At 65.2% G+C, this 13,583-nt stretch carries 10 protein-coding genes; 5 read left to right on the top strand and 5 right to left on the bottom strand.

All coding sequences use genetic code 11. From position 1 onward, the window contains the following. Nucleotide 1: 1 nt before the first annotated feature. The gene (locus tag IVB41_RS02665) at nt 2-1,117 is read right to left on the bottom strand and encodes an aromatic acid exporter family protein (RefSeq protein WP_247426410.1); all 1,116 of its coding nucleotides are present in this window, start codon (nt 1,115-1,117) and stop codon (nt 2-4) included. 122 nt (nt 1,118-1,239) lie between these two features. Between IVB41_RS02665 and IVB41_RS02660 the strand changes: the two genes are divergently transcribed. After that, nucleotides 1,240-2,607 carry an MmgE/PrpD family protein gene (locus IVB41_RS02660; RefSeq protein ID WP_247426407.1) on the top strand — a complete coding sequence of 456 codons (1,368 nt, stop codon included), beginning with the start codon at nt 1,240-1,242 and terminating at the stop codon, nt 2,605-2,607. 5 nt (nt 2,608-2,612) lie between these two features. Here IVB41_RS02660 and IVB41_RS02655 read toward each other — a convergent pair whose 3' ends face one another. Together IVB41_RS02655 and IVB41_RS02650 are read right to left on the bottom strand one after the other, a co-directional pair. Further along, on the bottom strand, nt 2,613-4,040 hold the full coding sequence (locus IVB41_RS02655; RefSeq protein WP_247426404.1) for a serine hydrolase: 1,428 nt from the start codon (nt 4,038-4,040) through the stop codon (nt 2,613-2,615). 144 nt (nt 4,041-4,184) lie between these two features. Then, nucleotides 4,185-5,246, bottom strand: a complete 1,062-nt coding sequence (locus tag IVB41_RS02650) for a helix-turn-helix domain-containing protein (protein ID WP_247426401.1) — start codon at nt 5,244-5,246, stop codon at nt 4,185-4,187. A 268-nt stretch (nt 5,247-5,514) separates the two neighbouring features. Here IVB41_RS02650 and IVB41_RS02645 point away from each other — a divergent pair, with 268 nt between their 5' ends. The 3 genes from IVB41_RS02645 to IVB41_RS02635 all read left to right on the top strand — a co-directional run bounded on the left by IVB41_RS02645 (nt 5,515) and on the right by IVB41_RS02635 (nt 9,935). After that, nucleotides 5,515-6,432, top strand: coding sequence for a pirin family protein (locus IVB41_RS02645; protein WP_247426398.1), 918 nt, complete (start codon nt 5,515-5,517; stop codon nt 6,430-6,432). Nucleotides 6,433-6,509: 77 nt separating this feature from the next. Then, complete coding sequence (locus IVB41_RS02640; protein WP_247426395.1) at nt 6,510-7,424, top strand: phosphoribosylaminoimidazolesuccinocarboxamide synthase; 915 nt, start codon at nt 6,510-6,512, stop codon at nt 7,422-7,424. A gap of 294 nt (nt 7,425-7,718) precedes the next feature. Continuing rightward, nucleotides 7,719-9,935, top strand: a complete 2,217-nt coding sequence (locus tag IVB41_RS02635; protein WP_247426390.1) for a SulP family inorganic anion transporter — start codon at nt 7,719-7,721, stop codon at nt 9,933-9,935. A gap of 119 nt (nt 9,936-10,054) precedes the next feature. Here the strand turns inward: IVB41_RS02635 and IVB41_RS02630 are convergent, their stop codons facing one another. After that, the gene (locus tag IVB41_RS02630) at nt 10,055-11,548 is read right to left on the bottom strand and encodes an NAD-dependent succinate-semialdehyde dehydrogenase (RefSeq protein ID WP_247357448.1); all 1,494 of its coding nucleotides are present in this window, start codon (nt 11,546-11,548) and stop codon (nt 10,055-10,057) included. A gap of 121 nt (nt 11,549-11,669) precedes the next feature. Continuing rightward, entirely contained in the window at nt 11,670-11,990 is a 321-nt protein-coding gene (locus IVB41_RS02625; protein WP_027566114.1) for a hypothetical protein, read from the bottom strand. 347 nt (nt 11,991-12,337) lie between these two features. Between IVB41_RS02625 and IVB41_RS02620 the strand changes: the two genes are divergently transcribed. Then, a complete protein-coding gene (locus IVB41_RS02620; RefSeq protein ID WP_247426388.1) occupies nt 12,338-13,531 on the top strand; it encodes a serine hydrolase in 1,194 nt (397 codons plus the stop codon). The last annotated feature ends 52 nt before the right edge of the window (nt 13,532-13,583 follow it).

Genomic DNA, 13,583 nt, shown 5'->3' with positions numbered 1-13,583 from the left:
CTCACTCCGCCACGCGCGCGGGCTTGTCGGTCGCGGCCTCGGACCATTCGCCGACGACGCGATCGAGATCGCAGAGATTCTGGTGCATCTGCTCCAGCGAAAAGCCGAGCGCGAAGAAGCGCTCCGCGGTGTCGCTGGGCTGCCCCCGGATCAGGCCGTCCTGGCGCACGGCGGCGACCGCTTCGGCATAATGCTGGAGCGCGACATGCACGGGGTGGATCGGCGGCGCGCCGGCGCCTTCGCGCAACGCCGCGGCGGCCGAACGCAGGAAGCGTGCGATCACCGTCGAGACTTCCGTCAGCGGCGCGGCAAGCCGTGTCTGCACCTCGGCCGGCAGCGGCACCACGGTCGAGCGGCCGATCATCACGACGTCATGGCGCAGCCGCAAGATCGTGCGCAACAACGGGCCGGTGTCCGGCCCGCTCGACAATCGCGCAGAGCGCTCGCGCTCGGCTTCGGCGCCGATGGTATTCATGCCGACCATTGCGGTGCCGATACCGTCCTGAATCCGATGCAGCGCGTCGTTGTCCCGGCCGCGCGTCAGGCCCGCGAGCAATTCGGTGAAGGCCTCCGCGATCAATTCGAGCAGCTTCGCCGCGCTGGCGCGGATTTGCCGCACCGCGCGCGATGGCAGCACCAGGAACGAGACGAGCAGCCCCGTCACCGCGCCGACCGTAACTTCGCTGACGCGATCGTTCGCCGAGGCCATGGGATCGGCATGATGCATCGAGGGAAGCACGAGCACGATCACGGCCGTCACCGTTGCAGAGCTCAGATTCGGATAGATCGATGCGACAAAGGCAAGCGGCGCCACGGCCAGCACCAGCAGGCCGAGCAGGCCCAGTTCACCGGAATAGGGGATCAGGATCGCGATGGCGCCGCCATAGATCGCGCCGCCGATGGTGCCGAGCATGTAGTCGCGCGTCGCCTTCAGCGAGCGCCCGACGCTCATCTGGGTCACGATGATGGAGGTGAGGACGGCCCAGAGCGGCAACAAGAGATGCAGCGCGGTGGCGAGCGCGTAGGCGCCGGTGGCCGCCACCGTGACCCGGACCGCCAGCCCCAATTGGGTCTTTCGCGACCAGACCCGGTCGAACAGCTCTCCTGCGAATGCCATCGTCCTATCCCGATCCAATTCTGGTAAAGCCAGCCAAAAGCATAGCTGATGCCCGCGGCCCCGAGGCCGCTTGAAAGGCCAAATCAGCCCGCCTAACTTGCGCGCCAAAACGAGGAAACACGATGGCTCACGAAACCGCAACGCTCGCCGCCTATGTCGCCAACCTGAAATTCCAGGATATTCCGGCGGAAGTGCTGGATCGGGCAAAAGTGCTGACGCTGGACTTCCTCGGCAGCGCCATCCGGGCCCGCAGCGAAGCGGAATCGACCCCCTCGATCCTGAAGATGCTGGAGGCCCTTGCGCTCGATACCAAGGGCGAATCCACCGTGTTCGGCGACAGCAAGACCTGGACGCCGGCGGTCGCGGCGCTGCTCAACGGCGCGCTCGGCCATTCCCTCGACTTCGACGACACCCATGCGGACTCCTCGCTGCATCCGAGCGCGCCGGTGGTTCCGGCCGCCTTCGCCATCGGCGAGATGGTCGCCGCGTCGGGCCGCGACGTGCTGACCGCGATCGTTGCGGGCTATGAGGTCTGCTGCCGGCTCGGCAACGCACTCGACCCGACCTCGCATTACGCCCGCGGCTTTCATCCGACCGCCACCGCCGGCACCTATGGCGCAGCCGCGGCCGCCGGCAAATTGTTCGGCCTCTCCGAGCAGCAGCTCGTCGCCTCCTTCGGCGTCGCCGGCAGCCAGGCCGCGGGCTCGCTGCAATTCCTCGTCAATGGCGCCTGGAACAAGCGCTACCAGGTCGGCGCCGCCGCGATGAACGGCGTGATCGCCGCGACGCTGGCGCGCAACGATTTCGTCGGTGCGACGGAATCGGTCGAGGGCAAGCACGGCCTGCTCGCCGGCTACACCGACGATGCCCATCCCGACAAGGCAGTCGCCGAGCTCGGCAAGACCTACGAGACCATGAAGATCGGCGTCAAACCGTATCCGAGCTGCCGCTACACCCATGCCGCGATCGACGCGCTGATCGCGATGCGGCGTGAGCACAATCTGACGCCCGATCAGGTCAAGCGCGTCGAGATCGGCCTGCATCGCAACGGCATCACGCTCACCGGCGACGCCGCGACCAAGCGGCACCCGACCTCGATCGTCGGCGGCCAGTTCTCGATGTTCTTCACCGGCGCGCTCGCGCTCGACCAGGGCTCATTTGGCTGGGACGACTACAGCCGCCTGGGCGACGCCGCCATCGACGCGCTCGCCGACAAGTTCGACGTGGTGCAGGACGATCGGCTCGAAGTCGGCCGCACCCACCCCTTCGGCGCCCGCGTGAGTATCACGACGGACGACGGCGTGCATGAGCGGCTGTATGCCGATCCCTCGGGAGAGCCGACCTCCTTCCCCGACGCACAGGCGATGCAGCAGAAGTTCTTGACGTTGGCCCGTCCGGTGCTGAATGCGCGCGCGGAGAAATTCGCGGACGCGATCATGACGCTGGAGCGGTTCGATCGCGTGGCGAAGGCGACCGAGCTGGGAAGGTAAAGCTCCTAATCCACCCCCGCGACTTTCCCTTTGTCGCGCGTTGCTGCCACGACATCCCGCACCAGATCAAACACACCATCCGCTTGCGGTGGTGCGTTCGGCGAACGGCCTAACCGCACGATCACCAGACGCTCCGACGGAATCACAATCGTGTATTGCCCGATCGTGCCCTTGGCGAAAAAGGCGTCGCGCGGCCAGCCGTGCTCGACGCGGAATTTCGCGCCAAAGCTGTCGCCCTGGTTGGTCCAGAAGCCGGCGCCGATGCCGACCCAGGCATTGGGCGTCGCCGACGCCGAGTGATTCACCCAGCCCTCGGGCAGGATGCGCCTGCCGCCGGCGACGCCGTCGTTGAGATAGAGCTGGCCGAAGCGTGCCCAGTCGCGCGCGGATGCGAGCATCTCGCTCGAACCCTTGATCGTCCCCGCGCCGTCGAGCTGGAGCGTGACATGGCGCATGCCGAGCGGCGCGAACAATTCGCGGCGCGCGAAGGCAAGCGCATCCGCCGGATTGCCGCCGGCAGCGTTCCGGATCAGATGCGCGAGCATGATGGTGTTGCCATCGTGATAATTCCACACGGCGGCCGGCGACGTCGCAAGCGGCATGCTCGCGGCATAGGCGGCCATGTCGGCCTCTACGAATTTCATGCGATTGACCGGCTCGAACGCGGAGCCGAGCGAGGCCTGAAGCGAGCTGCCGAGCGCCAGGCCCGCGGTGTGGCGCAGCAATTGATCGACGGTGATCGCGTGACGCGGATCGTCCGGATTTGCCCAGGCGGCGACCGGTGCGGGCCCGTCGAGTTTCAGTCTGCCCTGACGCACGAGGATCCCGGTGAGAGCCGAGATCACGGACTTCGTCATGGAGAAACCGAGCAGCGGCGTCTCCGGTCCGATGCCGTCCGCATAGCGCTCGGCGATGATGCGGCCCGACTTCATGACGACGATTGCGCGGGTGCGGCGGAATGGCGGCGATGGCGGCTCGGCAAAGGCGCGATCGAGCGCTACTGACAACTCCGGGCTCTGCGGCGACACGACCGCGGAGCCAGCGATCTCGGGCAGCAACGGCGGCTGCCTGTCATCCGGCGGCAACGTGACGTCGGTGATCCCTCCGCCGTGCTCGAGCGTGCAGCCGAGGCCCTCGCGATAGACGGCGTGGCTGCGGCCAATGCCGAACAGCGTCACCGTAACGTCCTTGCGCATGCGATCGACCTGATAGTCCATCGCCCAGGTGAGCAGACCGGCGCCCGGCATCGCATCGGCGGTCTCGGTCAAATTACGCCTGACATCGAGGCCCGAGACAAACGTCTCCGCGCAGAGCACGTCGGCGATGAAGCCGGTGGCGACCTTGGGCACGTCATGGGCGCGAACCGCGCCGAGCGCGAAGCCGACAAGGGCGATGGTGGTGGTGAGAAGGACGATCTTGCGGCAGCGGGTCACGGGCTTGCTCCGGCTTGAGGCGTGTGCCGGAGACGAAGCGGCATTCACGCGATGCCTGCTCGCCGGATTTGGAAAGCGGCCTAGCCGAAACCGCGAGACGCTCGCCGATTCCAAAATAACCGAAATATTTCAGTACCCTAAAGCTTAGACGGCATTGACCTTGAGCCGCCGGTACTCCGTCGGCGTCACGCCGGTCACGGCCTTGAAGGCGCGGTTGAACGGGCCGAGCGACTGGAAGCCGGAATCCATCGCGATGGTGATGACGGGGACCTCGGCCTGGGCAGGATCGGCCAGCGCGGCCTTGGCCTCCTCGATCCGGTGGTTGTTCAGGAACACATTGAAATTGCGGTAGCCGAGTCCCTGGTTAATCAGCCGGCGCAGCCGGTATTCGGGAATCTTCAGCCGGCCCGCCAGCACGCCGATGCTGATGTTCTCCTGCCGATAGATCCGTTCGTCCGCCATCAGCCGCATCAGGGCGTCGATCAGCTTTTGGTCGGCGGCATCCTCGCCGACAGGCTGGCTCGCCGCGATCGCGGGCGCAGCCTCCGCGGCGGCTGGAAACAGGTCGGCGCCATCGACCCGCATCATCGCATAGGCGATGGCCGCGACGATGCCGGCGAGCACGCCTGTATTGACGGTGTTGGCGACATCGCCGACGTCACTGCCGCCGACAAGGATCTGGAGCAGCGCGTTCAATCCGCCATAGAGCGCGGCGGCACAGACGATGAAGACGCGAACACGGCGGCGGCGCTCGACCAGATCGGCTGACCATGAGCCGATTGTCTGCACGATCGCGAGCGCAATGAAGCCGAGCACAATCAGGTTCACCGCGGTCAGGGCGACCCGGACATGTCCGCCAGGTGCGAGCCAGAGACAGCTGACGAAGCTGAAGGCTGCCACCAACGCCCAGGCCAATCCGTGCCACCGGCGCAGGCGAAACTCGTCGTCGAACAGCGCGCGCGTGAACAGCCAGAACACCACGATATTGCCGGTCGACACCGCGATCAGCGGCGTATGCCAGGCCGGGACCAGCGATGATGTTCCGACAGAATAGCTCACAGCATGCGCGGCCGAGCCGAGCGCAAAGGCCGCACCGAGCCGGGCTGCCAGCACATTGCGGAAATCGCTGACAAGCGATGCTGCCAGCACTAATAGCAACGCCACAGAAGCGGCGCGGAATGCGAGTTCAAGGGCGGCTGACGTCATCAGATGCTGTGGCCATCGGTATGGGCGAGCCGAACATCGTCCGTCCAATTGATTTTTTCAAGGACCATCCGCACCACAGCTGTCATCGTCCGGCTTGACCGGACGATCCAGGACTCCGAGACGGCGGTGATCGAACCGAGTGGCCGCGGCGTACTGGATCGCCCGCTTTCGCGGGCGATGACGGCGGAGTATGTGGTCCAGGCTTAGCCGCGACGGCCGCACAAAATTCTGCTACGATTTAGCTCGAAAAAACCAAAAGGAGTCCACCATGAGCTGGCAACCCTCGAACGATCCCGTGCTCGGCGATCCCATGTCCTGCGATGCGCTCGATCTCGTCATCGTGCCGCGCACGCGCGATCTCGGCGACGGCTTCGCGGTACGCCGCGCGTTGCCGCACGGCAAGCGGCAGATGGTCGGACCCTTCATCTTCTTCGACCATTTCGGGCCGGTGCAATTCGTCTCAGGCAAGGGCATGGACGTGCGGCCGCACCCGCATATCGGGCTTGCTACCGTCACCTATCTGTTCGACGGCGCGATCATGCATCGCGACAGCGAGGGCAACATCCAGGAGATCCAGCCCGGCGCGATGAATTTGATGACGGCCGGCCGCGGCATCGCGCATTCCGAGCGCACGCCGGATGTGCAGCGCGCCTCGGGGCAGAAGATGCTGGGCCTGCAAAGCTGGATCGCGCTGCCGGCAGGATCGGAAGAAATCGCCCCTTCGTTTCAGCACTACGGGGCGGGTGACCTGCCGATGGTCTCCGAGCGCGACTTCACCGCGAAGGTGATCGCGGGCTCGACCTTCGGCGTCACTTCCCCTGTTTCGATGGTGTCGCCCTGGTTCTACACTGAGGTCACGGCGGCCGCGGGCGCGACCGTGCCGCTCGACCCCGATCACGAGGAGCGCGCCATCTACGTGGTCGACGGCGAGGTCGAGATCGCGAACGAGCGCTACGAGGGGCCGCGGCTCCTGATCTTCCGTCCGGGCGACCGCATCACGGTGAAGGCGCTCAAAGCCACGCGGATGATGTTTCTGGGCGGCGACGCGCTGGAGGGCCCGCGCCACATCTGGTGGAATTTCGTCTCCTCCAGCAAGGAGCGGATCGAGCAGGCCAAGCAGGACTGGAAAACCGGCCGCTTCGCGGCAGTTCCGCAGGAACATGAGTTCATTCCGCTGCCGGAATAGGCTATCCCGGTTTCCGGTCGCGCGATCAGGCGCGGCCGGATGTCCCGTCGCAAGGCCTTGCTCCGAAAGTTCTGCCGATGACCGCCATGCTCTCCAGCGACCTCCCCCTGCCCAAGATCGGGCGCGGCAAGGTGCGCGATATCTACGCCGTCGACGACGACCGCCTGCTGCTCGTCACCACCGACCGCATCAGCGCCTTCGACGTCGTGATGGGCGAGACCATTCCGATGAAGGGCGCGGTGCTGACGCAAATCAGCGCGTTCTGGTTCAACGAGCTCGAAGGCGTGGTGCCGCATCACATGATCAGCGCCGACACCGACGAGATCATCGCCGCCGTGCCGGCCTTGAAGCCACATCGCGCCGAAATTCTCGGCCGCGCCATGCTGTGCCGCCGCACCACGGTGTTTCCGATCGAATGCGTGATCCGCGGTTATCTCTCGGGCTCGGCCTGGAAGGAATATGCAGCCAGCGGGACCTTGGCCGGCGAGAAGCTGAAAGCAGGTCTGGTCGAGAGCGAGAAGCTGGAGCCTTCGATCTTCAGCCCGGCGACCAAGGCCGAGACCGGCCATGATGAGAACATCACCATCGCGAAGATGCGCGAGGTCGTCGGCGACGAGACGGCTTACACGCTCGAGAGCATGACGCGCGCGATCTACACGCTCGGCGAGGAGCTCGCCCGCGAGCAGGGCATCATCATCGCCGATACCAAGTTCGAATTCGGCCGCGACAAGGACGGCCGCATCATCCTGATCGACGAAGTCATGACGCCGGATAGTTCGCGCTTCTGGGCCGTCGATGCCTACAAACCCGGCCAGCCGCAGGCGAGCTTCGACAAGCAGCCATTGCGCGACTATCTCGATGTCGAGCGCCGCGCCGGCCGCTGGAATGGCGACGCCCCGCCGCCGCCTTTGCCGGCAAACGTGGTGGATGCGACCAGCAAGCGGTATCTGGAAGCATATCGCCGCGTGACGGGGCAGGATTTGAAGATCTAGCCCCACTCGGCACCTCTCGCTCCGTCATTGCCGGCCGCCTCGATGCCTCCCCTGCGTCGTCCTGGCGAAAGCCAGGACCCATACCGCGAGGTTTATCGCGTGCGTTCGGTGCAAATCCCGAATGCGCAGACTTCGCCAAACTGCTCCTTGGGGTAATGGGTCCTGGCTTTCGCCAGGACGACGACGAATGGCGGGCGCTTCGGTTTCTTCCATCCGGCTTGCAAGAATCCTGTTGCACTAGCCTCGCAGTCGTCTACCTCTCGGAGGGAAATATTCACGAGCGAGTGTTACGGCGTGACAGATCCAGCAATTGGCTTCACTCCGTCGGCCGGGCTCACTCCGGCCCTCAAGCGTGCGCTGACTGATATATTGGGCGGGAGCGCCGCCAGCGTCCTGACCGTCACATTCGGACTGTCCTACTCGCTGCTGATCTTCGCGGGGCCGTTGTCGCCCTATCTGTCCTACGGCATCACGGCCACTTTCGTCAGCTCTGCGGTGCTTGCGGCCGTCGTCGGGCTCGGCAGCTCCCTGCCCTTCGCGATTGCAGCCCCTGACAGCTCGACCGCCGCGGTGACGGGTATCCTGGCAGCCTCGGTGGTCGAACGCATCGAGACGGCGCACCTGTCGGCGCCGTTGCTGTCACCAATCCTGATCACGCTCGGCCTGTCGACGATGCTGACGGGATTGGTGCTGTGTGGGCTGGGCCTGACGCGGCTTGGCCGCGCCATCCGCTACGTGCCTTATCCGGTGGTCGGCGGCTTCCTGGGCGCAACCGGACTTCTCATCGTCATGGGTGCGGTCCGGGTGATCACCGACCACCCGCTGCAACTGGCGACACTGTCGCACTTCGCCAACCGCACGATCCTGCTGGAGCTGGGTGCCGCCTGCGCGATGGCGCTGGTGCTGTATCTCACCTGGCACCGCTCGCGCAGCCCGTTCGGACTGCCGATCATCCTGGTCGGCGGCGTGCTCACCGCGCATCTGGCGTTCTGGATCACCGGCGTCTCCTCCGATGAGGCGCACACATTAGGCTGGACCTTTCAGTCCCCACCGCAAGCGGTCTTCGTGCTGCCCTGGCACACCGACGATCTCGCCCGCTATCCCTGGTTTGCCATACCGGACCTGCTCGGCAACGTCGTCGCGGTCATCTTCGTCACGGCCTCCAGCACGCTGTTCAACACCACCGGCATCGAGGTGGCCACGCATCGCGAAGCCAACCTGGAGTGTGAGCTGAACGTCACCGGCGCCGCCAATATCCTGACCGGCATGCTGGGCGGCTATCCCGGCTGCAGCTCGACCAGCCGCTCGATGCTCAATTTCTCCAGCGGCGGCCGCGGGCGCCTGTCCGGCCTCACGGCCGCAGCGCTGTCGCTGCTGGTGCTCGCCGTCGCACCCGAGCTGCTCGGCTTCATCCCCAAATTCGTGCTCGGCGGCCTGTTGCTCTATCTCGGCGCCGACCAGCTGCACAAATGGATCATCGAGTCGCGCAAGCGGCTGTCGAAGCTGGAATATCTGTCGCTGATCGCCATCATCGCGATCATCGTGGCCTGGGGTTTCGTGCCGGGCATCCTGATCGGCGTCATCATCGGCTGCGCGACGTTTGCGTTCAGCGCCGCGCGGGTCGAGTCGATCAAATACAGTTTCGACGGCTCGGAGTACCGCTCCTCGCTCGATCGCTCGCGCGACGACCAGGAGGTGCTGCTGGCCCATGGCGGCAAGATCCGCGGCCTCAATCTCCAGAGCTATCTGTTCTTCGGCTCCGCCAACCGGCTCTATCAGCACGTCAAGCAGCTGCTGCAGGAACGCCCCGAATGCCGCTATCTGCTGTTCGACTTCAAGCTCGTCACTGGCGTCGATTCATCGGCCGCCTATAGCTTTGCCCAGATCAAGCGCAGCGCCGGCGAACTCGGCGTCGAGCTGATCCTGGTGCATCTGTCGGCCACAGCCGAGAAGGTGCTGCGCTCCAGCGACTTCGTCGGCGAGGGCGTCACCATCGTCCCCGAGCTCGATCGCGCGCTGGAATGGTGCGAGAACGAGCTCATCTCGCAGCATCAGGAGCTGGCGCAGGAAGAAGCCAGCCTGCGCGACTGGTTCACGCGAATGCTCGGCAGTGAGGACGGCGCCGACGAGCTGATCCGCCGCTGCCAGCGCATCGAGGTCGAAGCCGGCGAGGTCATCGTGCAAGCCGGCGACCCCGCCGATTCCATGCATTTCATCCTCGACGGCCGCGTCGGCATCATGATCCCGGCCGACGACGACCGCAGCACGCGCGTGCGCAGCCTCGGCCGTTACACCACGATCGGCGAGATGGGGCTGGTATCACAGACACCGCGCAGCGCCACCATCCAGGCCGAGGTCGACAGCGTGCTCTACGTGCTGAACACGCACCAATTCGACGCCATCAAGACCGAGGATCCCGCACTCAGCCACAAGCTGCTGACCTATTTCGTGTCTGTGATGGCGGAGCGGCTGACCTTTGCGAACCGCACGATCGCGGTGTTGCGACGTTGATTGGCGCGTAGCTTCGTCATTGCGAGGAGCTATTGCGACGCAGCAATCCAGACTGTCTCGGTGGAAAGATTCTGGATTGCTTCGCTTCGCTCGCAATGACGTGGAGGAATGACGGCGACCTAAACCCCCGCCATCATCACGTATTTGATCTCGACATATTCTTCCATGCCGTGATGCGAGCCTTCGCGGCCGAGGCCGCTCTCCTTGACGCCGCCGAAGGGTGCGACTTCGGTGGTGATCAGGCCGGTGTTGACGCCGACCATGCCCGACTCAAGCGCCTCGGCGACACGCCAGACGCGGCCGAGATCGCGGGAGTAGAAATACGACGCCAAACCGAACGGCGAAGCGTTGCACATCGCGATGACGTCGGCCTCGTCCTTGAAGCGGATCACCGGTGCGAGCGGGCCGAAGGTTTCCTCCTGCGCCACCAGCGAGTCCGGCTTGACGTCGGCAAGCACCGTCGGCTCGAAGAACGAGCGCCCGAGTTCGCTGCGCTTGCCGCCGGTGACGACCTTGGCACCCCGCTTGACGGCGTCCGCAATGTGGCGCTCGACCTTGTCGACCGCTTTCAAATTGATCAACGGGCCCTGCGTGACGCCGGTTTCCGTGCCGTCGCCGATCTTCATCGCCGCGACCTTCTTCGACAGCTTCTGCACGAACTCGTCGTAGATCTTGTCCTGGGCATAGATGCGGTTGGCGCAGACGCAGGTCTGGCCCATGTTGCGGTATTTCGAGACGATCGCGCCTTCAACCGCCGCATCGATATCGGCGTCGTCGAACACCACGAACGGCGCGTTGCCGCCGAGCTCGAGCCCGAGCCGCTTCACGCCGACGGAGGCCTGCCGGTAGAGAATCTTGCCGACCGCGGTCGAGCCGGTGAAGCCGACGAAACGCACGGCCGGATGCTCGCACAGCACCTTGCCGATCGGCGCTGCATCGCCGGTGATGATGTTGAACACGCCCTTGGGCACGCCGGCCTTCTCCGCGAGCGCGGCCAGCGCCAGCGCCGACAGCGGCGTTTCATTGGCGGGCTTCAGCACCACGGTGCACCCGGCCGCAAGCGCCGGCGAAACCTTTCGCGTGATCATCGAGTTCGGGAAATTCCACGGCGTGATCGCGCCGCAGACCCCGATCGGCTGCTTGATCGCGAGCAAGCGCGCATCCGGCCGCTGCGTCGGAATCGTCTCGCCATAGACGCGGCGGGCCTCCTCGGCGAAAAATTCGACATAGGCGCCGCCGATGTCGACTTCGCCGAGGGCTTCGGCAAGCGGCTTGCCCTGCTCGGAGGTGAGGATCAGCGCGAGGTCCTCGCGGTTGGCGATGATCAGCTCGAACCATTTGCGCAAGATATTGGAGCGCTGCTTGGCGGTGTGCTTGGCCCAGCCCGGAAAGGCGCGCTCGGCGGCCTCGACCGCCCTGGTGGCGTCATCGGCCGAAAGCTGCGGAACCTTTGCGAGCTCGACGCCGGTCGCGGGATTGTTGACGGCGAAGACCGGCGCGCCGACCCAGGCGCCATCGATGTAGCAAGCCTCCTTCAGAAGCGACGGGTCCTTCAACCGGTCGCGCAGATTGGACGTGGCGTGCTGAGCACGTGCGGCGGCGGTCGGGGTCATGGCGTTGCTCCTGCGGGCTTTTGCGGGCTGTTCCGGTTCGGCCGGAATATAGGGAGAAGCGGCGCGCAATGCACCGTCCCGCAACGCACATCTGCTGGGAGCCAGGCTCGGAGCGGCGGACTTACGCCGCGCCGCTCAGATAGGTCTCGCGCCGCCCGATCATGCGCTCGGCGGCGGCCTTGGCGTCGGCCTTCGAGGAGGTCGCGCAGGTCCGATATTCGAGATCAGGGACGTCGGACGCGTTGCGGCGGCCGAACCAGGACTTTGAACCGACCGGCAGTAGCGCCAGCGCCTGCGCCAGATTGTCGACCGCGCCAAATGAATAGAGCGCGCCGGTGCCGGCGATGCGAACCTCATAGATGCCGGGCGAGATCGGCGCCTCGAGATTCTCGCCCCGTCCGGGACGGGGATAGCGCTTCCATTCGCTCCAGGTCGAAATCATCTGAGGTCCCCCTCGCGGCCGGTGGGCGGCCGCTAAATTTGCATCAAGTCTTAACGTTGGCCGTCGATCGGCCGAGAGCTGAACGCCGCAGCTCACAAAATGTTTCAAGTGCGTCAAAACAGTCGAAACATAGCGCCAGCAGCCATCCACGGTCACAGCTGGTTGCGGCCATCCACCGCAGATTGTGACGGGGTATTGCAGTTCAGCGCCTTGTCGTCGTGCGCGGGGAGCCGACCGTCAAGTCACGACATCGCGACCGCGGCAGGTACGCGGATGCGCTTGCCGCGCGGCGCACGCGGGAGGACAATCGATCGCTTCCAACAATAATCAAACCGGAGGAAACGCGGATGCAAGGCAAAGCTGAGATCGACCAGATTCTGCGCCAGAAGAGCGAGGCCGGGGAGATTCCCGGCGTCGTCGCCATCGCCGCCAGCGGTACCGACGTGCTGTATCAGGGCGCATTCGGCAAGCGCGACCTGTCCAAGCCGGATGCGATGACCGTCGACAGCGTGTTCTGGATCGCATCGATGACGAAGGCGGTGACATCAGCGGGCGCGATGCAGCTCGTCGAGCAGGGCAAGCTGTCGCTGGATGCGCCGATCGGCGAGGTGTTGCCCGATCTCGCCAAGCCGCAGGTGCTCGAAGGCTTTGACGCCAAGGGCGAAGCCAAGCTGCGGCCGGCCAAGGGGCCGATCACGCTGCGCCAGCTCATGACCCACACGGCAGGCTTCTGCTACAACATGTGGAACGGCGATCTCGCGGTCTATCTGGACAAGAACGGCATCCCCGCCATCACCACCTGCCAGAACGCGGCATTGAAGACGCCTATTATGACCGACCCCGGCACGCGCTGGGAATACGGCACCAATATCGATTTCGTCGGCAAGGCCGTGGAAGCCGCCAGCGGCAAGCGCCTCGATGCCTATCTGCGCGACAATCTGTTCGCACCGCTCGGCATGAGCGACACCGCCTTCAAGATCACCGACGACATGCGCAAGCGCCTGGTCGGCATGCATGCGCGCGGCGAGGACGGCAAGCTCGCCGCGATCCCGTTCGAGCTCGAGCAGGAGCCGGAATTCCACATGGGTGGCGGCGGCCTTTATTCGACCGCGGCCGACTATATCAGGTTTACCCAGATGATCCTGAACAAGGGCCGCGGCAACGGCAATCAGGTGCTGAAGGCCGAGACCATCGCGACGATGGGGCAGAACCACATCGGCGATCTCGCCATGGGCAAGATGACCACGGCGGCGCCGATGTACACCAATGACGTCGATCTCTATCCCGAGCAGGTGAAGAAGTGGGGCCTCAGCTTCATGATCAACACCGCCAAGACCGCCGAGGGCCGTAGCGCGGGCAGCCTCGCCTGGGCGGGCCTCGCTAACACCTACTACTGGATCGACCCGGCGCGCGACGTCACCGGCGTGATCCTGATGCAGCTGCTGCCATTCGCCGACGCAAAGTGTCTCGAGGCTTTTGCCGGCTTCGAGCGCGGCGTCTATGCCGGGCTCGATGCCGGCAGCGGGCAGAAGGCGGCGTAAGGCGCCGCCTGACTCTCACGAGGCGTCACGGCCGGGCTTGTTGTCCCGGCCG

It is taken from the genome of Bradyrhizobium sp. 44 (assembly GCF_023073095.1).
GTDB lineage: Bacteria > Pseudomonadota > Alphaproteobacteria > Rhizobiales > Xanthobacteraceae > Bradyrhizobium.
The sequence above is the reverse complement of the archived record's forward strand: the minus strand, read 5'-3'. Positions and strand labels throughout refer to the sequence as shown.